This window comes from Aquimarina algicola, from assembly GCF_006443095.1.
Taxonomy (GTDB): Bacteria; Bacteroidota; Bacteroidia; order Flavobacteriales; family Flavobacteriaceae; genus Aquimarina; species Aquimarina algicola.
Genome location: NZ_VFWZ01000005.1, coordinates 35,111 through 62,067 on the forward strand (window position 1 = coordinate 35,111; position 26,957 = coordinate 62,067).

Below are 26,957 nucleotides of genomic sequence, written 5' to 3' on the forward strand. Positions count from 1 at the left end.
CTCCAAAACAAAGTTATATCAATTTATTTTTTGTTGATAACCTTCTAAAAAGGAATGGGGCATAAAAGAGCATAAAAATCTAACTTATTCAGATGGCCAGATGATTGCTGCAAATTCCTGTGAAGTAGATTTTTTTTTTCTTGCTTTTAGTGCTTAAGAGCAATCGCAAGAAATAGATTGGTTTTATGATATTCACATTCGATATAATAAGTATTCAAGATAAGTTCAGTATCATAATGAAGAAGGAAATTGTTTTTAATGATGAAAACGAATACTAATATTACTAGTGAATACAATATATGAACAGAGCAATACTTTTAATCTTCTACTTTAAGTTAATTTTCGAGTGATATCAATTCTGATTATTATAATACGTGGCACTAGTAAAGAAAAATCAGTTTTTTAAACTTTTGTCTGTTCTTGAAGATTGACAGTTTATTATTTAATAAGAAGTTAAAGATAATTTTAATATAGTAAAACATGAAAAAAATCGAGAGTTTGAGTACAAAAGTTTATTTCAAAATTTTAGTTTATCTGATACTAGTTATATCATTTTTTTCATGTGCTAACACAAAAGAAGCAAAACAGATAAATAAACCTGAAAATGACAAAGCTAATGTTATTTGGATTATTACTGATGAACACAACTTCAGAACTATAGGAGCATATAGAGATCAATTGCCAAAAGATCAAGCTTTTGTTTGGGGAGATAAAGCTTATGTAGAGACTCCAAATTTAGATAAAATGGCTAGAAGTGGCGTTATCTTTAACCGTATGTATTGTAGCGCAGCTGTTTGTACAGCTTCACGTGCATCGATGATGACAGGAATGTATCCTATGACATTGGGTATTCCAAATAATTCTAATAAGAAAGGAGACGGCAAATATTTGAAATCAAATGTTACTACCATTGCAGATGTATTGAGCGATGCAGGTTATATTACAGGTTATTCAGGAAAATGGCATTTATCTGAAAGTAGAACTGATCGAGGCCTTGATAAAGATAAAAACTGGTGGTCACCTTATCCAATAGACAATCCAAACGATACTTATGGTTTTCAAGATAAGCGGTTCATGTTTAATGGTGGACACGATAAATGGATTGGTGTTGATGCTAATGGTAATCCCTACAAAGCCAACCATAAAGCTATTAAACCTCTGGGAAGAAATGATAAATATGGACAACCGTTGTATACAGATGGCAAATCAGATAACGTAAAATTTACTACAGATTGGTTAACGGATAAAACAGTTGAATTTATTGATGCTCATAAAGAAAAATCATTTTTTTATGTTGTAAGTATCCCAGACCCCCATACACCAAATGAAGTAAGAGCACCTTATGATACTTTATTTGATGAGGTAGAGATTCATTTACCCAAAACCTATACACAGGCACAAGCACAACGAGAGGAAAAATTACCTAAATGGCAGAAACCAGATGGTAAATCAGATGATAAGAAACGCCTAAAAAGAGATGTACGTCAATATTTGGGAATGGTAAAACTGATTGATGATAATATTGGACGTATCATTAAAAAATTAAAAGACGAAGGTATTTTTGAAAATACCATTATTATGTTTTCGTCTGATCATGGTGATTTGCTAGGAGAACATGCCCGTTCTAATAAAGGGACAATTCATGAAGCTTCAGCTAAAATCCCTTGTATCATTACACAAGGGGAAACCGGAAAAAACCCTTTGATACCTCGAAATAAAGTGGTGAATCTTGCAGCAAATAATACCGATTGGATGCCTACATTTTTGAGTCTCTTAAATGTAGATTGCCCAAAAGTAGCAGGTCGGGACATTTCACCGATTTTAAATGGGTCAAGACCTGCAGATTGGAAAGATATAACCTATACTCGTTTAGGTCATTACGCAGCGATTACAGAGCATTATAAGTTACATCTGGCAGCAAAAGAGAAACCTTGGTTATTTGATATTGAAGCAGATTCGTCAGAACGTGTAAATTTTATTGATGATCCAAAATACACAACCATTGCAAAAAAGTTAGCTAAAGATGTTAAAAATTACATGGTTTTGGCTAAAGATAACAATCCAAAAATTCAAAAACTTATAGATAACATTTTGACCAAATAGAATAATATTAATTCAGAGTATAGAAATATAGCAAATACTTCAAAAGCATTCATTCCCAAAAATAGGGAAGGATGGTAGTAAAAAACATCTTATAAGTATGAAAAAAATTATTCATTTTTTAATATGTACAATCACGTTTGCTCAAAACTCAGAAAAGCCTAATATCTTATTTATTATGTCTGACGATCATACGAGTCAGGCAATGGGAGTCGTTTAGCACATCTCAATCCAACTCCTAATATTGATAGAATAGGAAAAGAAGGAATCATTTTTAAAAATGCCTTTTGTACCAACTCTATTTGTACACCTAGTAGGGCTAATATTATTACAGGGCAGTACAGTCAAACCAATGGGGTTTTAGACTTACATATTCCTTTAAAAGTAGAAAGACAGTACTTACCTATAGAAATGAAAAAACTTGGATATCAAACAGCAGTAATAGGAAAATGGCACTTGAAAAAAATACCTGAAAATTTTGATTACTACAATATATTACCTGGTCAAGGAAAATACTTTGATCCTGTTTTAACAGAAATTGGAGAGACCAATGATGTAGATATCCCAAGATATGGAGGAAGAATCGAAACTATTAAAGGGAGAAAGCATAAAGGTCATTCTTCTGATGTAATTACTGATTTATCTTTAGAATGGCTAAAAAATAAAAGGGATAAGAGTAAACCATTTCTATTATTACATCATTTTAAAGCGCCACATGCAGGCTTTGATAGCGCACTCAGGTATGATAGTTATTTAGAAAATGAATTTATTCCTGAACCAGCAAGTTTGTATGATAATAAGAATAACGGATCTATTGCTACAAAAGGTGTTGATAATTCTTTAATAGATACTATTGGCTCTTCTGTTGGAAGAAGGCATTATAAGCGTCGTCAAATATATAAAGGGAATAGAGAAGCAGCTAAAAAGATGACAGATAAAGAATATAAAAGTACTGTTTATCAAAATTATTTAAAAAGATATTTACGTTGTGTAAAAGGAGTAGATGATAATATCAAGAGATTATTAGACTATTTAGAGAAAACAGGAGAATTAGATAATACGGTTGTCATTTATACCGGAGATCAAGGATTTATGTTAGGGGAGCATGATTATATAGATAAACGTTGGATGTATGAAGAATCTTTAAGAATGCCATTTTTAGTACGTTACCCTAAACTCATCCAAGCGGGAAGCGCATCAGAAGCCATAGTGAATAACGTAGACTATGCACCCACTATTTTAGATTTAGCAGGAGGAAAAACTCCTGAATATATGCAAGGAGAAAGCTTTAAATATGTTTTGGCAAACAAAGGAAAAGAACCAAAAGGCTGGAAGCAATCCACATATTACAGATACTGGATGCACATGTACAGTCACTTTAATCCAGCACATTTTGGGATTAGAACAAAGCGATATAAACTGATTTTCTTCTATGGATTACATTATAACAAGAAAAAGAAAAACAATGACGGGCTACCAAAATTCCAAACGCCGGCCGCTTGGGAATTTTATGATTTAAAAAACGATCCAGAAGAACTAGATAATAAGTATGCAGATCCTAAATATTCGAAAATTATCCAAAAGTTAAAAGCTGAACTGAAAGAGCAAAGAAAACAATACAATGAAGAAGATCAAAAATACCCTCATTTACAAGAAGTAATTTCTACTCACTGGAATGATTAGAACCAATAAATATACAAAATGAGATCAATTGAAATCGCTCTAATATCAAGTGTTTTATTAGTATCAAATACATTAATAGCACAACAAGATCATGTGCAGCAACTAGTTGATTTTTTTTTACCTATGAAACCTCAAGGACTACTTATTTTTGAGGGGATTTGGGGTAATAATAATGTGCTACCAAGAGATATTAAAAATGGACTAGAAGATTCTACTATTAAACAATGGTGCTATTGGGATGGTAAGATTGTAAAAGATGACAAGGGGAAATATCATATCTATGCAAGTAAATGGGATCAGAAATATTCGCATAGAGATGGGTGGCATAAGGGTTCTAAAGGTACGCATGCTGTAGCAGACAATATTATGGGCCCTTATAAAGACAAAGGTTTGTTGTGGCCGGATTGGCAAGAAGGTAAAGGACACAATGTAATTGGGTTACGCATGCACGATGGGCGTTATGCTGTTGTAACCTCAGAATTAACACCAGGTGAAGTCTTTGTATCGGATCATTCTAATGGTCCTTTTAAACTTTTGGGACAAATCAAAGTAGAAGACCCTCATGGATTTGGTATGGGGTTGGCGCGATATCAAAATCCCGAAAAATCACACTATGGTAATATGTCAAATGTAAAAGTTATGCTGCGTCCAGATGGCAGATATATGATTATAGCGCGCTCTACAGCGCCAATGATTAGCGAGAATGGTATCCTTGGACCTTATAAAATTATGGGAGACCGTATTTATAAAAAATATCCTGAACTACCTCAAACCAAAAATGAAGACCCTACCATTTGGTACAGCGGTGGTTTGTATCACATTGTTTATAACCATTGGCCTAGTAAAACATCATATCATTTTTCTTCTGAAGATGGTATACATGATTGGAAATACAGAGGAATTGCCTTTAAAAAAGATGAATTCAAAATTTTTAAATATACCGATGGTACTATCAATGATTGGCAATTTATTGAAAGACCTACAGCATATGTAGAAAATGGGCATGTTACTCATTTTATATTTTCAGTAATAGATGTAAAAAAAGGACAAGACAGAGGGAGTGATAACCATGCCAGTAAAATCGTAGTTGTTCCCTTTGATGGAGTTGCTTTTGATAAATACATGAAAGGAATCATAGAAAACGAAGAATAAGTTAATGTGTTTAAAAAATAGAATTATATGGTATTTTGCATTGATAACTGCATTGACAGTGCATGGTAAACATAATGTAACCAACCCCAGACCTAATATCATTATTTTTTTAGTAGATGATATGGGTATTATGGATACCTCTGTGCCTTTTTTTGTCAATACTAAAGGTGAAGTAGAAAAGCATCCTTTAAACGATTGGTATCATACACCCAATATGGAACGTTTAGCAAAATTAGGAACACGTTTCTCTACGTTTTATGCCCAAAGTGTATGCTCCCCATCTCGTATTAGTATTTTGACAGGACAGAATGCTGCACGCCATAGAACCACACAATGGATTCATCCAATAGTTAATAACCGGGGCAAATTTGGGCCAGAAGATTGGAGATGGGAAGGAATTGAAAATACTCATAAAAATCTACTGTCACAACGTTTAAAATCAGAAGGCTATCAAACCATTTTTGTTGGGAAAGGACATTTAGGAGCTATTGGTACCCATGCAGAAGAACCTTTACGTTTAGGCTTTGATTACAATATTGGAGGAAATGCATGGGGTAGCCCAGGATCATATTTAGGACAAGATAACTATGCTCACCCCAAAAAAAAGAATCAAGTACCACATTTGGAATCTTATCATGGTAAACCCGTTTTTTTGACCGAAGCACTAACATTAGAAGCTAACAAAAAAATAAGTCAGGCCGTTCAAGCCGATATACCTTTTTTCTTAGAAATGTCTCACTATGCAGTACATAGGCCTTTTATATTTGATAAAAGGTTCAAATCAAAATATACTTCAAATATCTACAGTAAAGAAGCACAAAAATTTGCTTCAATGGTAGAGGGTATGGATACATCTTTAGGAGATATATTGAACCATTTAGAAACTTTGGGTATTGCAGACAATACATTGATTTTTTTTATGGGAGATAATGGTTCTGATGCCCCGATAGGTAACCCTCATGATATTGCAAGTGTTGCGCCATTACGAGGAAAAAAAGGAACCCATTATGAAGGTGGTACAAGGATACCTTTTATGGTAGCTTGGGCAAAACCTAATAAGAATAATAGATGGCAAAAACGAATACCAATAGTTCAAGGGGCTATAAACCAAAAACTTGGAACTATTATGGATATTTATCCTACCGTTTTAGATATGCTTGGTTTAGAAAAACCCCATGATTATAGTATCGATGGTCATTCACTATACCTTATTTTGACTGGTAAAAAAGACGAAGCACGACCTAATGATTTTTTGATGCATTTTCCGCATGAGCATAGAAGTAGTTATTTTACAAGTTATAGAAAAGGAAACTGGAAGTTAATCTACCACTATTTTCCTGAAATGAATCCAGCCCAAGAGCGATACGAATTATATAATCTTTCAAATGATCATGATGAAACTAAGAATTTATATCAAAAAGAGCCAAAAATATTAGCATATATGATGACGACTATGTTAGAAAAACTAGAAGCTGAAAACGCTCTTTTTCCAATCGATAAAAATGAGGCAACATTAAAACCCTTTCTAAAAAAATAGATCTAGGATGAGAATCAAAAGAGCCATTATAGGGTATTAAATAAATTACTAAATTAATTACCAATGAAACTAAAAACGGTACTACTTTTTGTAGGAGTGACATTACTTATTATGTCTTGTACTAACAAGGTTAATTTGCAAAAACCTTCTAAAAAACAACCAAAGAAAATATTAAAAACAGAAACTAGAAAAATGTTGGCGCCAACACCTCCTATGGGGTGGAACAGTTGGAATGCTTTTGGGAAACATTCTATTAATGAGAAAGTTGTAAAAGAAACTATAGACGCCATTGTAGCCAATGGTTTGCAAGATGCAGGTTATAATTATGTAGTAATAGATGGAGGCTGGAGAGATACAAAACTAGGGGATAATGGTGAACTTTTAGTGCATCCTACAAAATTTCCAAATGGGATAAAACCTTTGGCAGATTATGCTCATTCAAAAGGTTTAAAGTTAGGATTGCACGTTGTACCGGGTTCTCATGACTGTGGGATGGATCCCGTGGGAGGTTTTAATAATGAAGAAAAACATGTACAACAATTTGTTGACTGGGAATTAGATTTTATAAAATTAGATTTATGCCGAATGCGCATGGATAACTGTACATCTTGCCCTCAATATAGATTTGGCTGGAGTGAAAAAACTATCGAAGCATCCTATAGAAAATATAGTAAATTATTAAATGAATCCGGAAGAGATATCGTGCTAAGTATAAGTGCTTATTCATATAGGGATTGGTATCCAGAAGTATGTGATATGGCACGAATCACTGGCGATATTGAGGCAAGAATTCATCACGGTGCCTATTTTAATATTGATACGACTTATCATAAGCATAGTAGTGTCACAACAATTGCTGATGTATCTAGTTTTTATGCTGACAAAGCCGTAAATGGCTATTGGAACGATCCAGATATGTTAGTAGTTGGAAACCATGGTTTAAACCAAAATGAAGAAGTATCTCATTTTGCATTGTGGTGTATGATGTCTTCACCGTTAATACTAGGTAATGATCCAAGAAATATGAGTGAGTTCGAAAAAACCTTGCTTACCAATAAAGAAATGATTGCCATCAATCAAGATCCAACAGAGCAAGGAAAGATTGTTCAAATGGATGATAGAACAAGAATTTTGGTAAAAAAACTAAAAAATGATAAATACGCATTATTGCTACTTTCCTTAGATAGAAGAGGTGTTTATGACTTTAACTATGATATAAGTAAACTAGGTTTTGATAAAGCAGCAAAAGTTAGAGATGTTATTAATCATAAAGAGATCTCATTGGACAGTAAGATAATATCGGTAAAACTCGATATTAATTCGTGTAGGCTGTTTGTGATTTCAAAATAAAAATTAAAATTTAGAAAAGTCAAAGGTTCTGGTAAAGGTCAGAACAAGAAAAGTTAAGTGTAACCGTTGCTATAAATTAAAGCAATATAAATGAATACATGATTAAATTGTACCTAAACAAATTTCTTCTGATTGTCTTGCTAGTGTTAGTAGGAGGATGCAAATCAGTAGATTACACTCAAAAGAAAACTAGTTACTGGATGTATTTATCAACTTCACCTGCAAAAGATTCTGACGGAATTGATATCTATATTTGGAATCCTGAAAAAGGTGAATTGAAGTTTTATAAAAAGAGTAAATCTTTGAAAAAATCAAAATATATTGAAATTAATACAGCAAAAAATAAACTCTATTCGGCTAATGATGGAGTATTGTCAACATATCATATTGAGAAAAATGGAGATTTAACAGTTGTCGATACACTATCTTATGGAAAAGAAAAGGGAGCGTTTTTATCCCTCAACAATACTAAACAATTCTTGTTAAGTTCTTTGTATAAATCTGGGAAATTAATGACATTTCGGCTAGATAGTACGGGAGACATTGAATGTAAGGTCACAGATATCCAACATATTGGTAAAGGCTCGAATATGAGACGTCAGAAATCGGCACATCCGCATATGTCAATACAGCCCAGAAATAGTAATGTAGTGATTGTGCCAGATTTAGGCGATGATAAAGTTTATTCATATACTTTGTTACAAAATGGAGAATGTGTACCAAGTGAGTTACCATTTGTAAAATTACCAGATGGTGTAGGTCCTAGATATGTGGCATTTCATCCTTCAAAAGAAATTATTTATATTCTTACAGAGTTGACTTCAGAAATATATGTATACAGCTATCATCCCAAGAAAGGTATTACAGAATTCATCAATAAAATAAGTATACTACCTTCAGGTTTTAAAACATTAAATACATCTGCAGATATAGCGATTACTGATAATGGTAAATTTTTGTATGCATCTAATAGAGGACACAATAGTATTGCGATTTGTGAATTAGATAGTTTAGGAAATATTAACTTTAAACATACAATAGCTTCAAATGGAGATATTCCGCGTGAGTTTACTTTAGATCCAACTGGACAATTTTTACTAGTAGCAAATCAAAAATCCAATAACCTATGTGTGTTTAAAATTAATCAACATACTGGTAATTTAATTTTAAAACAAAACATATCAACTGGCGATAGCCCTCAGGGATTTGGTTTTTTTAGAAAATGATATGTAAGAAGTTTATTCACTTTTTTACTTAAAAAGACGACTATTTAATCTATAGATACAAATAGTAGTTATGGCTTGAGTATTTTAGTTTGTCGAATTTAAGCAAAACGGATGTATACGCTTTTTCATCTTTTGATTAGTATGTGTTGTGAATAAAGATGTTTTGACAGAGTGCTTATAAGTATTAATGCGAGCTTGAGAAAAATATTTAGTGATTAGAGAGCACATTTACATAAGTGGATTTTTGTCAATAGATAAAGAAACACATGTTTATCAACAAAATTCTAAAACAAATTGGAGTCACTAATTTTAAAAACTAAAGCATTTATAATAGGGTTTATATAATAAAATAACTTTTAAATAAATTAAAAATAGAAAGCACGAAATGATTCATAGAATGAGCATTCGTAAAAGAAAAGGACAACAGATTAGGTATATAGTTTTAGGACTTTTAGTTATTGTATTGGCTTCATGTCAAGATCAAAAAGACTCAACAAAGATTGAGGTTTCAGACAAATTAAGAAGACAAAATTTTGATTTAGATTGGAAATTTATTCAAGAGGATGTACAAGGTGCAGAACAAACGAATTTTAATGATACTTCATGGCGTACATTAGATTTACCACATGATTGGAGTATTGAGGGTGAATACAATGAAAATAATCCAATGGGTGATCGTTGTGGGTATCTACCAGCAGGATTCGGTTGGTATAGAAAAACTATACAAGTGCCAGAAACCTGGAAAGGTAAATATGTAGAAATTGCTTTTGATGGGGTATATATGAACAGTACCGTTTGGGCAAATGGTCGAAAACTAGGTCACAGACCCTATGGTTGGATATCTTTTGCCTATGATATTAGTGAAGAAGTTGCAAATTCAAACAAAATCACTTTTGCTGTTCGAGTCGACAACGATAAACAACCCTCAGCACGTTGGTACACAGGAAGTGGAATTTATGCGCATACTTGGATTGATATAAAAGATAATATTCATATTGTGAGAGATGGCGTTTTTGTAAAAACCAAAGGTAAAATCCTTTCTGTAGCTACTGAAATGGCAAACAAAACCGAAAAAGCAGCACAATTCATACTCAAAACCTCAGTAGTAGATGCATCTGGAAAAATAATAACTTCCAAAGAAAATACAGTAGAAATAGGATCGAATTCAACTTCAAAAACAACAGAAACATTACAACTTAAGCAACCCAATTTATGGTCTGTAGAGACTCCTTACTTATATACTCTGGTGAGTACAATATATCAAAACAATACAGTTTTAGATACAAAAAAAACAAGATTTGGTGTTCGTGATATCGAATGGATTCCCGAAACGGGTATGTGGATTAATGGCAAAAATGTAAAGTTACAAGGGGTTTGTAACCACCAAGATGCAGGAGCATTAGGAGCAGCGGTGCCTGATAAAATTTTACGTTTCCGCATTCAGCAATTAAAAGATATGGGAGTAAACGCCATTCGTACAGCACACAACCCGCAAACGCCAATTTTTTATGATTTATGTGATGAAATGGGGATGATGGTCATGGATGAAATTTTTGATGGATGGATGCGAAAAGCAGATAACGACTATGGAGCCCACTCATTTGAAGAGTGGTGGGAGCGTGATGTAACGGACTGGATCAAAAGAGATCGTAATCATCCATCTATAATCATTTATAGTTTAGGAAACGAAACAAAAGGCGAGGTCGCCAAAGATTTAGTGAGAGTATCCCACGAATTAGATCCAACCAGACCAGTAACTTCTGGACATTCAGGATCAGAATATATGGATGTTTATGGGGTAAATGGTGTTAGTGAAAAGTTAGGTTTCTTTGATACTTTAGAAAAAGATAGAGTATTTATTGGAACAGAAAATACCCACTCATTTCAGGTACGAGGATATTACAGAACAAAATCTTGGTTTAGAAATGGGTATCCTAGTAAAAAACAAAATCCATACCCACTACCAGATTTAACTGAAAAAGAGGTGTTTTCTCACGATTGGACGACACCGGAAGCTCGTATAAACGGAAAACAGATTTTTAATTCGAGCTATGACAATGCAATGATTCGTCTAACAGCAAGACGAAATATCCAGCAAATCCGAGATATTCCAAATCATGCAGGGTCGTTTCGCTGGACAGGGTATGATTACATAGGTGAAGCAGGATTTATCCACGGGGCATGGCCATTTAAAGGATTTATGGGAGGTGCGATAGATTTAGCTAATTTTGAAAAAGACCTATATTATTTATATCAAAGTCAGTGGACAACCCAACCGATGGTTCACATCTTACCACATTGGACACATCCCAAGATAACCCTAGATACAGAAATACCAGTATGGGTATATTCTAATTGTGATGAAGTAGAATTGTTGCATAATGGAACATCATTAGGAAAAATAAGGCCAGGTAAAGAATGGGATCAAATGCAATGTCAATGGATGGTGAAATGGAAACCGGGAACACTTAAAGCCATTGGGTATAAAAATGGAAAACAAGTAATAGAAGAAGTTGTAAAAACAGCAGGAGAACCTTCTAAAATTGAATTATCAGTAGATGGAGAACCACTTAGATCTTCTGGTAAAGATATCGTACAAGTACGCGTAACAACAACAGATGCAAGCGGCCAAATGTACCCTTATGGAGAAAACAGAACATATTTTCACATATTTGGTCCAGCAAGAATTCGTGCTTTAGATAACGGAAGTCCTATAGATGTAGAAAAACATTTTGAAGCTAAAGATAGAATTGCTTTTTATGGATTAACACGTGCCTATGTAGAATCATACCGAGACAACAACGCACCAATTACAGTATTGGCGAGTTCAATTTTAGGAGAAAAAAAGCAAATCACATCAAACAAAGTTAGTATAGATACAAAACTGATAGCCTTACGGGGCAAACTTCAAAATGTAGAATTGAAAATTTATTATACAACCGATGGCTCAAAACCAACATTGAGGTCTAAAGTGTACGAAGAACCATTTACAGTTCCATTGGAAACTACAGTAAAAGCTTTAGTGATAGCCAATGGAGAAGAACTACAACATCTAGAAGAACGTTTTGGAGTTAATGAAGGCTTTGTATGGAACCCTATTAAAGAGAACTACAAAATTGTTGGAGAGCAGGCAGAAACCGCAAAATTCAAAAATGCAAAAGTAATTCAAAAAGGAGTAGGCTTTAATGGAGCAGGCTTTTTAAAATTAGAAAAGCAAGGCTCTGTAGAATGGTATCAGGAAAACGATGGAGATGAAGGCGAAGCTAACCTTTATATTCGTTATGGAGGAAATAATCCTGACGAAAAAGGAGCTTTTATTAAAGTTATCATCAATGGAAAAGTCGTAAAGGAGAAATTATTATTAAGAAATCTGACGAGAAGAGAAGGAAAATGGGGAAAGAAAAAAATAAAAATAAAGATAGAGCGAGGTGCTAATTATATAAAACTTGAAACCGTTGGAGATTTTGGACCTGCTATAGACGAAATTCTAGTGAATTAAAATACTATAAAATGCATAAGTTAAGTCTGGCTATTATAACAGTAATATTAACATCAAGCTTTGGAAACGCACAAAATGATAAAAAAATGGCGCTAGGTGAACAGCCTATATTTAAAGTGTCTAAAGCAAATGAATCTATTATTATAAACGGGAAAATGGATGAAGAGAATTGGAAAAAAACAGAAGCAAGAACTTTTGATTATACATATAATAATCTGAAACCAACCGATATGCAGACATCAACATTTAGAATGCTTTGGGATGAAAAAAGCTTGTATTTATTTTATGATTTTGAAGATAAATTCTTGAATGCCAGAGAGACCAAACGTGATGGAAAGCCATTTTTTGACGACTGTGCAGAAATTTTTGTTATTCCTGTGCCGGATAGTTTGGATATGCACTTTGGTTTTGAAGTCAATTTGTACGAAGCATCAAATGATATTTTATTTTTCAATAACTATTACAAGGGCAAAGATGTTGGTTTGAAAACATTTAACCCGGATTTTAAAACTGCAGTAATATATAATGGAACCATCAATGATGATTCTGATATAGACAAAGGTTGGACGATGGAAATGGAAATTCCATTATCGGTGTTTGGATTCTTGGGTGATTTTGTTCCTGTTAAAAAAGGAAATACCTGGGCATTTTTAGCTATTAGACAAGATAGAAATGAAACAGAAGGGGAACGCCGTATAACATCAACATTATTCCCTATTTATGATATAGAAAAAGATGTCCATCAACCTAATAGATTTGGGCTGATGAAGTTTGTGGATTAAATATAAACTGTCTTAAATATCTGTCCGAATAAAGGTGGTGATTCTGTAATGCTATGCAAATCAAATTGTCAACATTGTTGATGATTGAACATTTTGTTGACGATTTGTGAACATTTTATATCAAATAATATGATAGTCCAAAAACAACAAAACCTTGCAAATCATAGAATTTGCAAGGTTTTGATACTCTTTGTAAGTAATTTTTGTGACCTCGGCAGGATTCAAACCTGCAACTGATATATCAGTATTTACAAGGGTTATGCTAAATTCTATATTTTATGTTGACGATTTGTGAACTAGAACCTATTCAGGTATTTTGACAAAGCTTTTCGTTTCATAAAAGTAAAAATTTATTTATTCAAAATTTAATAATAATCTATATTTTACATAGAATTCTTCTATAAATTGAATTAAATTATGTCCAGCGCCTTTTCATATCTGCAGCAAAATTAAATTGGACTTACATGATAAATTCCGACAATTTTTTAAGATCTTTATTTAAACATAAACTGTCTTAAATATCTGTCCCAGTAAAGGTAGTAACTCTACACTTCCATTTGCAAGCATTTCTATATTTTTTACTTCTTTATCATGAGATTCGTTTGAAATACAAGTAATGATATGGTATCCTTGTTTGCTAGCTTCTTTTTCTATACCTACCAATACCTTAGCGAAAAAATGAGCTAAAATATTAGGAATAATTACACCTATATTTCGTGTCTTCTGTTCTTTTAGATTTTTTGCGGTAATATTGGGAATATAATTATATAACTCTGCTAGTTTTTTAATTTTGTTTTTGGTTGGCTTACTAATCTCTGAATTATCCGTAAGTGCTTTAGAAACTGTTGATACCGAAAAGTTTGACAGTTCTGCAAGTTTTTTTAATGTCATCATTCTATTGTTCATATTCAATATTTTTATACTAATGGTAACACCGTTTGATATAATAACTTACTATAAATAACCCTTGCCGTTATAATATTTGTTCCTGAATTTTAGGAATTAAGAACATAAGTAAACACCCTTTTAATCGTCCTCTATTTACCTATCTTTATCTTTTGTTAGGGATAAAAGGGTATTTCGAACCTGAAAAAAATCTATTCTGAAAATACCGCAAAACTAGGTATGCTAAGAGATAATTGATTAAACAGCGTAGTGGCTTGGTTTACATCATTTATTTGTTTAATCCCATATTACAGGCATGAAGACTGTCATCTCTGCTTCTCCTCGGTTACTCCATGCAAAATAAGGAACGAATTGTGTTTTGAATGGCTTCCACTGTGGTTGTTTAATCACTTTATACATATCTTCAGATCGGTCTGAACGAATTAGTATTTCTCCTTCAATGGTAGTTACACCGCCTAAAAAATCCATTCGATGATAAAGGTGTAAGTCCTGGTTACTTTTTATATAAACATCAAGTATCCTTGTGTTTTGTGGTAAGTCTGGTGATTCAATACAATACACAATGGGGCCTCGTTTGATCGCCAATTGATTTCGTACTTCTTCAATTCTAGGGTGTCCTTCTACCAGCGTAATTTCCATAGGCATATCCAAAATAATTACATCACCTGCTTTCCATTCACGATGTATAGTTGCGAATGTTCCTGGGACTACCTGTATTTCGGTTGATTTGCCATTGATTTTAAGGGTACTGCCTTTTGCCCATGCGGGTATTCTTATTTTAATTTCGAAAGCATTCGATTTACAAGCTTCAATAGTAATTTTTACAATACCTTTCCAAGGATATTCGGTATCTTGTTTTAATTTAAGTGATGACCCATCTTGTAAAGAAGTAATCAGGTCATTTGCTCCAAATAAATTTACAGAAACTCCATTTTCGGTTAAACTATATGCCCATCCAGAAATCTTGGCTAAGGTTCGCACTAGGTTAGGAGGACAGCAAAAACAATCCAGATAAGGTTTTCTGTTCGGTGTTTCAGTGATATTTTCATGAGCGTGGTAATCTCGTGTATTGTGAATCATTCGTAGAGGATTGGCATAGAAATAATCTTTACCTTCAATACCAATTCCGGATAAACCACTGTTGAAAAGTACCAATTCAATAATATCTGCATATTTGGATTCTCCATGAATTTGTAGCATTCGATAGCTAAACATGGCGTTACAAAGATTTGCACAGGTCTCATTATACGCTGTCATATTTGGCATCATATATTCGTCAATAAACCCCTCTTCAATCATATCCAAGTTTGTTGATGCTCCATAATGAGCTTGCCCAACAGCACCAGTGACGTACATTTTTTTTGCAGTTATGTTTTCCCAAAGTTTATCCAGTGCATCAATTAATGCTTGCTCTCCGGTTTCTGAATATACATCTGCTGCTCCTGCATAATAGTATAAAGCCAAAACAGCATGTCCAACAGCTTCAGTTGATTCTCTTAGGGCGGTTCTTTCCTGAACCATATCTCCAATAGGATATCCTTCTGTAGTACTGTGATGTTCAACATCGTACTTACCCCGATTATTGATAAAGCGTTCAGCTAGTTTTAGATACTTTTGAGACTTGGTTATTCTGTACAACTCAACTAAACCCATAATCTGAGTTTGATTAAAACCAAACCGACCATATTGCTTAGTTTCAGGCATGAATATGGTACATAACAATTCGGCTTGTTTCAAAGCAATGTTTAGAAAATTCTTTTGTCTTGTTAACTTATAATGAACACAAGCACTGATAAAAAGATGCCCGACGTTATACATCTCATGATATTTTCTATTTTCATATCGATCTACTCCTTCTGTAGTTTGTATATAGGTATGGATATACCCGTCATCTTCTTGAGCTCTGCCAATGATATCGATGTATTGATCAAGTTCTTTTAAAAGTTCTGCGTCTTTGGTTTGCGCATAAACGTAAGCTTGTGCTTCCAAAAACTTATAAAAATCACCGTCATGCCAAAACATACCTTGATGTGTTCCGGTTTTTTCTCCGGCTGCGATTTTAAAATTGTTCAGTGCATGACCTATATCTCCACACAAAACTTTACCCATATACGGTATCATGTTGTGATATAAAGAAGTAAATTTCTTAGCCCAAAAACCTTCGGTCCATTTGCAGTCTGTTACATTGATTTCTTGCATTTTTTTGAAAGGGCTTTCTATTGGTGCTATTATGTTTTGTTTTTTTATTTCTTCGTTTACATTCATTTCTCTGTGGTGTATTAGATGTATTTAGTTGATGTTACCAATGATTGAAAAAGTACTATTCAAAAGCATTATTCTACGGTAAAGGTTTCTTCAAAATTGGGCATATTCAATGTAGACCAATTTTCTTCTGTTTTCTTATCATGAAACCATTTAGGCTCTATATGTGTTTTTGCCCATTGATTCGATTTTGCTACCAATTGCTCAAGGACCTCTGGGTGTTGTTCACTAAGGTCGTTTTTTTCTTCAATATCATTGACTATGTTGTAAAGTTTCCAAGGGGTTCGCTCTCCTTTATAAGCTTTCCAGTTATTCAATCGAATCCCAACTTCATTACTTCCTGTTCTATGCCTTAAGGTGAATATAGGTTCTTCAGGTCGGGTTTTCTTTCCTTGAATAAAATCATACCATATATCTTTCCCATCTATTATTTTATTTTTTGGCATTTCAGCTTTGGCCAATTTTACAAAAGTTGGATAAAAATCTAGAGCAGATACTGGATGTTGATAAGTTTTTCCTTTCGGAACGTTTTTTGGCCAATGAAAAAACATAGGTACACGAATTCCTCCTTCGAGCGTATTTCCTTTTCGACCTCGTAAGGGGGTATTCATTCCTCCTTTGTCTGTTCTACCCCCATTATCACTTAAGAAGACAATAAGCGTATTTTCTAATTCTCCGGTTTTTTGTAAACTAGATACAAGTTTACCTACGCCACGATCGATAGCATGTACCATAGCTGCATAAATTCTCCTGTTTTTATTTTCTATATGCGCATATACTTCTAAGTCTTCATCTTTAGCTTCTAATGGTGTATGAGGAGCATTATACGACAGATATAAAAAGAAAGGCGATTCTTTTTTTGAAGCTTGATTTATGAAATTTTGTGCTTCCCGAGATAAAGCATCAGTAATGTATTCTGTTTCATCTATGTCAGCGCCATTCTCTTCTAATGGGGTAATGTATTCCCATATTTTATCATTCCCTTTTTCTTTTTCCTTTTGATAAGCTACTTTAAATTGTTCTGGGAAATAATTATGGCCACCGCCTAAGAACCCAAAAAAATGATCAAACCCTCTATTATTAGGGTGATACTTTGAAACCGTCCCAAGATGCCATTTGCCGATAGCGCCTGTATAATACCCCGCTTTGTTTAATACTTTGCTAATGAAAGGCTCTTTTATCGAAATCCCTTTTTGATCATTATTATGAGCTCTAGGTAAATTGTATTGAGAGCCAATATTGTGAGGGTATCTTCCAGTCATTAATGCCGCTCTGCTTGGACCACAAAATGGATGTGCTACATATGCCGAAGTGAAAATAGTACCGTTGTTTGCTAGGGTATCTATTGCCGGAGTTAAAATGTCTTTAGCTCCATTAAACCCCACATCTGCATAGCCAAGATCATCACATAAGATTAGGACAATATTAGGTCGTTCATCTTTTTTTGTAAGATTTGATTCTTGTGATTGCTTTTCTGCTTTGGAAGTTTCTTTGCATGAAACAGTAAAGAAAATTATTACCACAAAGGCTAGGGTACGTAGCAGAACCTTATTTGTCAGTTTATACGTTATAGTTTTATTCTTGCTCATGTTTTATCTTTTTAGAACTGATGTAATGCTTTTAAAATGATCCGCCAATCCAACCAAATCATTATTTTCGATAAGATTCTTATCAAAAAGAGAACTTCCCATTCCTACCCCTTGACATCCCACGTTTAAGAAATCAGTTATGTTTTGTTTTGATACACCGCCAGTAGGTAATAAGGGAATCTCTTTCAAAGGACCTTTGATATCTTGTATGAATTGAGTACCCAATTGGGTAGCGGGAAAAACTTTTACCATATCGGCCCCCAGACTCCAGGCTTTATAAATTTCTGTTGGTGTATACGCCCCTGGAAAGACGGGAATTTTTGCTGAAACACAAGACGAAATAACTTCTTCATTAATAATTGGAGTTACTATGAATTGAGCTCCTGCATTCAATGCCTCTGCAAGCTCTTTCATAGAACAAACTGTTCCTGCCCCTACGTTCAACTCAGGGAAACTACTAACCAACTCTTTAATAGAGGTTACCGCATTTGGAGAATTCATTGTTATCTCGATCGTGTAAAAACCAGATTTCAGATAAGCAGGAATGATTTTTATAACAGTTTCAAGAGTATACCCTCGAAGGATACCAACAATTGGTGTTTGTTCAAACTTTTTCCAGGAAAATACTTGATCATGCATAGGCTTTAGCTATTTTTTTATGCCCTAATAGGAGGGCATTGTCAATAATTTCTGGTTTGAAGCAGGTAAAATTTTCCGCAGGGATATTGGATGCCAGAGCAAGAGAATAAAGTTCTTGAAGCATTCCTGATGCGCCTAAGAAAATCTGCTGTTCAGTTTGTTTCAAATGAGCAAGTTCGCTACCAATAATCAATCCAGATAGATAGTAAAAGTTCATTTCTTTTTTGGTGTGATGAAGTATGTTATTTGCTCTTATTGAAAATAAAACTTTCATTATTTCATTATTTATTCCTTTTTGTACTCCATCCAAAAATATTTTCGAAAACTTTGGATCCCATTTTATGTTGGTCATGGAGAAGGATAAAATACTTTGCGTGCTCAGTATTTCGAAAAGTTCACCAGTCATAAATGTTGAAAAATCATATATTTTATCCTCGAGAAAAGTAATATGTTTTGAATGCGTTCCCGGTAAAACGATTATTCCTTCTGAAGCTTCTGAAATATGGTCCATTAACCCAATTACCTGCGCTTCTTCACCTCGTATAATATCCTTTTTTGTTTTAACTCCGGATATTAATAAAAGTTGAATACCTTTGGCTAAAGAGGTTAAACAACAAAGTATATCCTGACCATTGATAGATTGTGGAACAGAAGCATATTTGAGTTCTTTCATCCCAATTGTAGAGGTGATCATCCCCGAAGCAATAACCAAAAGATTGTTTTTGTCAATATCTGAGAATACGTTTAGTTGCTTTAGTAAATAATTTTTGAAAAAAGCCTCTTGAGAAAATTCGTTTTGCTCAAGGTATTTTTGATATAATTTACTAACTCCTAAATTTGTTTTGTGTTCTTGAATTACTTTTAAATTCTCAGTGTCGACCAGCCTTATTCTAAAATTGGTAGTACCCCAATCGCAACTTATAAATTGCTTTGGTAAATTCATTATTACAACTCTTTAGTAACTCTTTTCTTAATTAAATAATCATCTAGTGCAAATACAGAGCAATCGACCCCGATTCCACTATTTTTGATTCCTCCATGGGGGAGATAGATGTCATATTTAAATCCGTTTAGATGAACTTCGCCAAACTCAAGTTCTTCGGTAAATTGATGTAAGGTGTCTTCGTCAGAGGAATATACATAGGATGCAAGACCAACACTGGTACTATTAGACAATGCAATTGCTTCCTCTATAGAAGAAAAAGAAGTGATAAGCGCTACAGGGCCAAAAATTTCTTTTTGTAAAGTATTTGCTTCATTATTTTTAAATAATAGTACTGTGGGTTGATAATAAAATCCTTCTTTTGCTATTCTTTCTCCACCAAACAACAATTTTGCTCCTTCTTCTTGCGCTTTTTTGACGATATCATCCATTTTTACCAGAGATTGTTTGTTGGCTAACGGTCCCATAAAAGAAGAATTTTCTTCATCTTTTCCATAACCGATTTTTATAGTTTTTACCTTTTGGGTAAACTTTTCTACAAAATCGTCAAAAATTGTATCGTGTACATAGAATCGATTAGGTGCAACACAAACCTGTCCGGCATTACCGTATTTCAAATCAAATCCATCAGTTACTGCTTTATCTAAATCTGCATCGGGGAATACCACAAAAGGAGCATTTCCTCCGCATTCCATACTATAACGTTTTATAGATGTACTACTACTTTGGGCAATTAGTTTTTGTGCAGTTTCTGTCGATCCAATCATTGTGATCAACTTGGGAATAGTACTTTCGCACAGAGGAATACCCACCTCTGTTACATCTCCGCAGATCACATTGATCACTCCTTTAGGGAAATTAATTTCTTCACAAATCTCTCCAATCATATAAGCAGACAAAGGAGAGAACTCTGATGGTTTTAAAATAATGCTACAACCCGCTGCCAAAGCAGGGCCTAATTTAAAACCTAAGTTCAATAAGGGGAAATTGTAAGCCAGAAAGGCAACAACAACGCCTATAGGTTGATGAATTACTTTATGTGTGTGAGTGCCTTCTTTATCGTTAATAGGAATATCTGTTTTGTTTTTAATCTCCTTTGCATAAAATTCGAGAGAATTGGTTATACTCGTCATATCCTCTTGTGTACCATTCCAGCTTTTTCCCATCTCGTACATCATCATTTCCCTGAGCACGTCTGATTTTTCTATGATTTTGCTTCTTAGTTTTAAAATCCAATTTTCCCGCTCCTCAACAGATAATTTCGACCAAAATTCAAAACCTTTTTGAGCAGCATTCAGTGTATTTAGTGTATCTTGTATTGTTGCCCAACTTAATGTTGCCACAACTTTTTCGTTTAATGGTGATATTAAATCAAAATGAGTATTACCTACTGCAGGAGTTAGCTCCCCGTTAATATATAATTTTTTATGTCCAAAGTCCATGTGTCTTGTCTATTGTATATTTTTCAATTACCTCTTCATTGACAGTAAAACCTAAACCAATGATATCATCATCTAGTTGTATAATTCCATCCTTGAAAATTACGGAATCATTTGTTAACTCTTCTCTCAAAACATTTTCGGTACGATCGTGTTCTATATAATATACCGGATCGTGCAAACGACCAGGAATTGTATCAAGATTCATGATAAAATGAGTGGCAGCTGCAAAAGCAATCCCTGTACCCCAAGTATGTGGCACAATTTCTATTCCGTATACAGAGGCCAACGTAGCGATTCTTTTTGCTTCCGTAAGTCCACCCGAAGAACATATATCCGGCTGTAGAATATCGATTGATTTTGACTCTAATAGCGTATGAAATCCGTAACGTAAGTATTCACATTCTCCTGCAGCTATAGGAATAGAAGTTCTTTTTCTCAATTCTTCAAACTGGCTGTAATATTCTGGGGAAAGAGGCTCCTCAAACCAGCTAATATCATAAGGTTCGACGGCCAGCGACAATTGCGTAGCTTCTCTTAAGTTATAGGCATGATTGGCATCAATCATCAATTTCACATCAGGACCAATAGCTTTTCTTATGGCTTTTACATGTTCGATATCCTTTTCGATACTATGACCGACTTTCATTTTAATCGCCTTGTAACCAATATCTACATATTTTTTTGCCTCTTTAGATAGAGATTCAGTAAGATCTGGTGTGTTTGTAAAATACAAACCCGTTGCATACGGTGTCATTTTGTCTCTTTTTTTTCCTCCCAGTAAATCGTATACGGGTTGTTCCAAAATCTTTCCTTTAAGATCCCATAGTGCAACATCGATGGCACTTATTGCAGCTACCAGGATTCCTCTTCTGGCGTAGTCCAGGGTTCTACGATACATTAAATTCCATAGGGTCTCTGTAGCCAAAGGGTTTTCTCCTAATAAATAGGACCTTAAAAAATCTACACCTGCTTTTATAACGCTAGCCGGGCCATAACCTTCCCCCCAACCTATATGTCCTGTGTCAGTAGTTATTTTTACGATACATATACGCCTTTCTGAATATTCCCACTGAGAAAAAGAAAAACTTTCTTTTAACGTATCGCAAAGAACAAAACTTTCAATTGATTTAATTTTCACTATACTAATTTATTGTTGAATCAATTTGTTATTTAAATGTTTGAAATTTAGCTATGTAAAAAAGAAATTAAGTAATTAGAATTACGAACGAAAGATTGTTTTGGAATCTTTAGATAACAATAGCTAAACATTGTTTTAAATTTTAACAAATTAAATGCATGTTTAACAATTAAAACAGGTAGATTTTATCTTTTACATACATTATATTAACCCATTACTTTTAGACTGGAAAGAGAGCTCTTCTTTTTTAGATGCACATTAACTATAACTTTAATTAAAGTTGATGCTTATTCTTTGAATGGTGCTTTTATAAAAATCAGTGAAGCCAAAAAATACTACACTTGATTGGATAAAATTTAAAAGGCTTGGGATTTCTTTTGATATTCAGAAGGAGTTATTCCCATTAGGTTCTTAAATTGCCTATTGAAGTTGGTGATGGTATTAAATCCGCATTGATAACAGATGGTGGTGATTTGTAATTTTCCTTCAATTAGAAGTTTGCAGGCATTAACGATTCTGATTTCGTTTAAATATTGTGAAAATGATTTATGAGTTTGTTTTTTGAAATATCTGCAAAATGAATTTGGGGTCATATGAGCTATTGAAGCTATTTCTTTAAGCTCTATTTTTTTGTCATAATTGCTGGTCAAATACGTAATGATTTTGGCAATTTTTTGCTTTTCTTCTCTTCTGAAAAAAGCAGCTTGTGTCTCTCCACATAAAAATTGAAAATTTTCATTCTGGGATAAAGTATGAAGTATTTCAAGTATTTTAATAATTCTTAGAGCACCATTGTCCTTTACCAGATCAATAAAGAGATTATGGATAAGGCTCTTTTTGGGGACAGAAAATTTTATTCCCCTATTAGATTGATATAAAAGGGATTTGATTTTTTTCATTTCACTCAGTTTCATGAAACCCTCTCCTAAAAAATCTGGCTCAAATTTAACTACAATAACATCGACACTTTCTGTAATCGAATTTTTCAAATAATATTCGCTATTATTTTTGAATAGGTGCGGTAAATTGCTTCCTATCAAATATAAATCTCCAGGATTAAAATGATGTATCGAGTTACCCACATATCTGGTACCAGAACTCTTTAAAAAATAAATAAGCTCCAGTTCTTTATGAAAATGCCAATCTTCCTCAATACAAGGAATAGTATCTCTCCTAACTAGGAAAGACTTATCGGGTATCGGATCATTTTCTTTATATGTAAGTCTCATTATTAATTAGGAGTTAAGAATTGGGGTAAAATGAAGGACTACATTATGAGGATAGTGTATTTAACCTTTATTTAATGCTAAAAAATACAAATTTACGTACTCATCAAAATTTCTGGTTTCAAAATTTCAATAATTTTTGTTAAAAATGGTACAAATAATTCATAAAACTACCTTCAAAATTGTAAAAACAGGAACAAGGTTAAGATAATGTATATGTGAGGTAAAAAAAGTTCACCATTTTTTCATTTAATGATTTAATCTTGTCTTGATTTTAAAAAAAAGTAAAATTTTGGTAAAAAAATGATGACTTTAAGTTGATGCAATTTATGATGATCTCATTTTGCATATTTTAAGTACATCAAAACCCGAAGGACACAAGAATTAATTGATAGTAACACATACATTATGAATGCTAAACCTAATGCATCACCTAAGAGTACTTTTTTAAGTTTTATTTTTATATTTTTATTAGGGGTGTTAAACATATCTGCTCAAGAATTAATTGAGGGAAAAATAGTAGACGAAGGAAATATTCCTGTTCCAGGAGTTAATATTCTTATCCAAGATACAACAAACGGAGTAGTGTCAGACTTTGATGGTAATTTTAGTATTACCGCTTCACCCAATGATATATTAATTGTTTCTTATTTAGGATACGAAACTCAGAGTATTTTGGTGGAGGATCAGAAAAGTATTACCATAGAATTAATAGCCGATTCTGAGGAACTTGAAGATGTTATTGTTGTGGGTTACGGTTCTGCCAAAAGAAAAGATTTATCAGGATCTTTTTCTACTTTGAAATCGAAGTCTTTTGAAAATCAACCGTTATCAAGGCCTGAAGAAGCATTACAAGGTAGAGTCTCTGGTGTTTCCATTCAAAAATCTAGTGGAATTCCAGGTTCACAAATAAAAGTAAGAGTTCGAGGAGTGAATTCTGTAACAGGAAACAATGCTCCTTTGGTAGTGATCGATGGTGTTTTTGGAGGCAATTTACAAAGCCTTAATCCTGCAGATATAGAGTCTATTAATGTATTAAAAGATGCTTCGGCTTTGGCGATTTATGGTTCTAGAGGTTCTAATGGTGTAATATTAGTGACGACCAAAAGAGGAAAAGGAAAAACCAAAGTAAGTGTCGAAACATTTACAACCATTTCTGAAGTGTCTAGGTCCATTGACAGGTTAAATTCAGAACAATTTGCACATTTCAAAAATGAAGAAAGAATCAATAATGGTAACGCTCCAATCTTTAGTGATGCAGAAGTAACAAATTTTGCCACCAATCCAATTGATTATGAAGACGCAATTCTTAGAGACGCTTTTGGTACGAATACACAATTATCAATTAGTGGCGGATCGGATGACTTTAATTATTTTTTGTCTGGCAATTATGTAAATCAGGACGGTGTTGTTATAACAAATGATTATGAGAGATATTCATTACGATCTAATATCAAAACTAACATTTCTGATCGGTTGTCTTTAGGAGTAAATATTTTTGGAAGCAGGGAAACTGATATAAATAATCCTAATTCTTTTGATAGAGTAACAGGGAGTTTACTAACAAGAGCTATCACTTATGATCCCACTACTCCCATACATAGCGGGAACGAAGGTATAAATGATGGTTTTAATATTGAATCATTAAATTCATTTGCCAATAATAGACCAAATCCCATTGCAGCTTTAAACCGAAGCAAACGAGAATTTATTACCGATAGATTAAACGCAAATATTGATTTTAAATATAAAATCACAGATCGTTTTACATATAATTTAATCGTAGGATTAGCTACGATAAATAACACTTTACAATCTTTTATTATTGACGGTGATAACTCAACTCCAGATGCTGTAGGTCATACTACGGTAAACTTCAATAACACAAGAGTCACTAATCATCAAGTCAGTAATATATTCAATTACAAAAACAATTTTGGTAGTCATGCCTTGGATGCTACAGCGGTATATGAATTCCAAGGATCTCGTTCTGAAAGCAATTCATATAGTACTGCTGATGTAACTATACCTGGTTTTTTTGTAGGAGGAGATGAAGGTAATCCAGACGACCAAAGGTTTACTAATGGAGGAGGACAAACAGCAATCCAATCCTTTTTGGGTAGGATAACCTATAGTTATGACAATAGTCTATATTTAACCACTTCACTTAGAGTTGATCAATCCTCTAGGTTTCTAGAGGATAACAGAACGGGGTATTTCCCTTCTATATCTTTAGCTTATGGATTTGACAAGCTGATAGAAGACAGCAAGTTTGATAATTTGAAACTTCGAGTGAGTTGGGGAGAAGTAGGTAGCCAATTCATATCACCACTTGCGAATCAAGCGGGTGTGCTTAATGTATTTCCGGCAGTTACCTTTGATGGAGTTACAGCAGTAATTGGAAATAGGTTCTCCAGAGCAGCAAATCCCAATATCACTTGGGAAACTACAGAACAATGGAATGCAGGAGTTGATGTTGGTGTATTAAACAGGGTTTCATTATCACTTGATTACTTTATAAAAAACACTAGAGATCTTCTCTTGGTTAGTCAACTCCCAAATTCTAATATAAATTTTTCCAGTAATGTTGGAGAGGTAAAAAATCAAGGATTTGATATCACTTTATCTGGAGATATCATACAAAATGATGATTTTATCTGGAACTCGAGCCTAGCACTTTCATATGTAGAGAATGAGGTTATTGCACTTAATGACGGACAGGAACAAATTGTAGGAAATATCCAATCAATAGATGGAACAACAAACCCCATAAATGTTATACGTGAAGGATTGCCATTAGGACAATTTTATGGATTTGTATTTTTAGGCACCTGGAAGAGCACCGATAATATACCAACAAGACCTAATGGTACACCTTTATTTCGACCAGGTGATGCTAGATATCTTCTTGATGAAAATAACCGTCCAATGTTACAGCCTCTTGGTAGTGGTATCCCTAAAACCACTTGGGGACTTAATAATACAATTACTTACAAGAATTGGGATTTAAATATCTTTATTCAAGGTGCACATGGTTTTAAAGTGTTTAATCTGGTAGAAGGAGCAATCAATGGACAAAGAGGCGCTTTTAGAGACAACTTATCATTCAACGCCCTTAATGCTTGGACTTCAGAAAACGAAACCGACGTTCCAAGATTAGGAAGTAATACTTTACTTAATTCTAGTCAGTTTGTAGAAGACGGAGATTATATAAGATTAAGTAATCTTACCATTGGATACACTATAAAAGATTTGTTTGGGGCACGAACCAAATTCTACATCGGTGGCCAAAATCTAGCAATTATAACAGATTATAGTGGTTATGATCCAGAGGTAACATCCACACCAGGTAACCCTTCGTCGGCCAACGTAGATGTAGCATCCGGTATAAACATTGGAGCAATACCGACTCCAAGATCCTATACGTTAGGAGTGAAATTTGATTTTTAATTCAAAAAAAAGAAAGATGAAAAAAGATAAGAA

Annotated in this window: 17 protein-coding genes; 9 read left to right on the top strand and 8 right to left on the bottom strand. The window is 33.7% G+C overall.

All coding sequences use genetic code 11. From position 1 onward, the window contains the following. The first annotated feature begins 480 nt into the window (after positions 1-480). The 8 genes from FHK87_RS15830 (at position 481) to FHK87_RS15865 (ending at position 13,329) form a co-directional block, all read left to right on the top strand. The gene (locus FHK87_RS15830; RefSeq protein ID WP_140594741.1) at positions 481-2,103 is read left to right on the top strand and encodes a sulfatase-like hydrolase/transferase; all 1,623 of its coding nucleotides are present in this window, start codon (positions 481-483) and stop codon (positions 2,101-2,103) included. A 267-nt stretch (positions 2,104-2,370) separates the two neighbouring features. Next, positions 2,371-3,783: a sulfatase family protein gene (locus tag FHK87_RS15835; protein ID WP_317133554.1), complete on the top strand. Its 1,413-nt coding sequence runs from the start codon at positions 2,371-2,373 to the stop codon at positions 3,781-3,783. Positions 3,784-3,801: 18 nt separating this feature from the next. Beyond that, entirely contained in the window at positions 3,802-4,935 is a 1,134-nt protein-coding gene (locus FHK87_RS15840) for a glycoside hydrolase family protein (protein WP_140594742.1), read from the top strand. A gap of 4 nt (positions 4,936-4,939) precedes the next feature. Further along, positions 4,940-6,472 carry a sulfatase-like hydrolase/transferase gene (locus FHK87_RS15845; RefSeq protein WP_140594743.1) on the top strand — a complete coding sequence of 511 codons (1,533 nt, stop codon included), beginning with the start codon at positions 4,940-4,942 and terminating at the stop codon, positions 6,470-6,472. A 63-nt stretch (positions 6,473-6,535) separates the two neighbouring features. Continuing rightward, positions 6,536-7,822 (top strand): glycoside hydrolase family 27 protein, encoded by a 1,287-nt coding sequence (locus FHK87_RS15850; RefSeq protein WP_140594744.1) that lies wholly within the window; start codon positions 6,536-6,538, stop codon positions 7,820-7,822. Between the two features lie 98 nt (positions 7,823-7,920). Then, positions 7,921-9,048: a lactonase family protein gene (locus FHK87_RS15855; RefSeq protein ID WP_140594745.1), complete on the top strand. Its 1,128-nt coding sequence runs from the start codon at positions 7,921-7,923 to the stop codon at positions 9,046-9,048. Positions 9,049-9,445: 397 nt separating this feature from the next. Beyond that, a complete protein-coding gene (locus tag FHK87_RS15860; protein WP_140594746.1) occupies positions 9,446-12,547 on the top strand; it encodes a glycoside hydrolase family 2 TIM barrel-domain containing protein in 3,102 nt (1,033 codons plus the stop codon). An 11-nt stretch (positions 12,548-12,558) separates the two neighbouring features. Beyond that, the gene (locus FHK87_RS15865) at positions 12,559-13,329 is read left to right on the top strand and encodes a carbohydrate-binding family 9-like protein (protein WP_140594747.1); all 771 of its coding nucleotides are present in this window, start codon (positions 12,559-12,561) and stop codon (positions 13,327-13,329) included. Positions 13,330-13,827: 498 nt separating this feature from the next. Here FHK87_RS15865 and FHK87_RS15870 read toward each other — a convergent pair whose 3' ends face one another. The 8 genes from FHK87_RS15870 to FHK87_RS15905 all read right to left on the bottom strand — a co-directional run bounded on the left by FHK87_RS15870 (position 13,828) and on the right by FHK87_RS15905 (position 23,477). Beyond that, positions 13,828-14,235, bottom strand: coding sequence for a LacI family DNA-binding transcriptional regulator (locus tag FHK87_RS15870; protein WP_317133551.1), 408 nt, complete (start codon positions 14,233-14,235; stop codon positions 13,828-13,830). 276 nt (positions 14,236-14,511) lie between these two features. Further along, a complete protein-coding gene (locus FHK87_RS15875) occupies positions 14,512-16,500 on the bottom strand; it encodes a glycoside hydrolase family 127 protein (protein ID WP_140594748.1) in 1,989 nt (662 codons plus the stop codon). A 68-nt stretch (positions 16,501-16,568) separates the two neighbouring features. Next, positions 16,569-18,086: a sulfatase family protein gene (locus FHK87_RS15880; RefSeq protein WP_140594749.1), complete on the bottom strand. Its 1,518-nt coding sequence runs from the start codon at positions 18,084-18,086 to the stop codon at positions 16,569-16,571. Positions 18,087-18,089: 3 nt separating this feature from the next. Continuing rightward, a complete protein-coding gene (locus tag FHK87_RS15885; protein WP_073312329.1) occupies positions 18,090-18,725 on the bottom strand; it encodes a bifunctional 4-hydroxy-2-oxoglutarate aldolase/2-dehydro-3-deoxy-phosphogluconate aldolase in 636 nt (211 codons plus the stop codon). Further along, positions 18,718-19,668 carry a 2-dehydro-3-deoxygalactonokinase gene (locus tag FHK87_RS15890; protein WP_140594750.1) on the bottom strand — a complete coding sequence of 317 codons (951 nt, stop codon included), beginning with the start codon at positions 19,666-19,668 and terminating at the stop codon, positions 18,718-18,720. The genes FHK87_RS15885 and FHK87_RS15890 overlap by 8 nt, the downstream gene beginning before the upstream one ends. 2 nt (positions 19,669-19,670) lie before the next feature. After that, a complete protein-coding gene (locus FHK87_RS15895) occupies positions 19,671-21,110 on the bottom strand; it encodes an aldehyde dehydrogenase family protein (protein ID WP_140594751.1) in 1,440 nt (479 codons plus the stop codon). Further along, a complete protein-coding gene (locus tag FHK87_RS15900) occupies positions 21,094-22,248 on the bottom strand; it encodes a mandelate racemase/muconate lactonizing enzyme family protein (RefSeq protein ID WP_140594752.1) in 1,155 nt (384 codons plus the stop codon). Before FHK87_RS15900 ends, FHK87_RS15895 begins: the two co-directional genes overlap by 17 nt. 356 nt (positions 22,249-22,604) lie before the next feature. Next, a complete protein-coding gene (locus FHK87_RS15905) occupies positions 22,605-23,477 on the bottom strand; it encodes an AraC family transcriptional regulator (RefSeq protein ID WP_140594753.1) in 873 nt (290 codons plus the stop codon). Between the two features lie 405 nt (positions 23,478-23,882). On the opposite strand from FHK87_RS15905, the gene FHK87_RS15910 reads away from it, so the two are divergent. Beyond that, positions 23,883-26,924, top strand: a complete 3,042-nt coding sequence (locus FHK87_RS15910; protein ID WP_140594754.1) for a SusC/RagA family TonB-linked outer membrane protein — start codon at positions 23,883-23,885, stop codon at positions 26,922-26,924. Positions 26,925-26,957 lie beyond the last annotated feature (33 nt).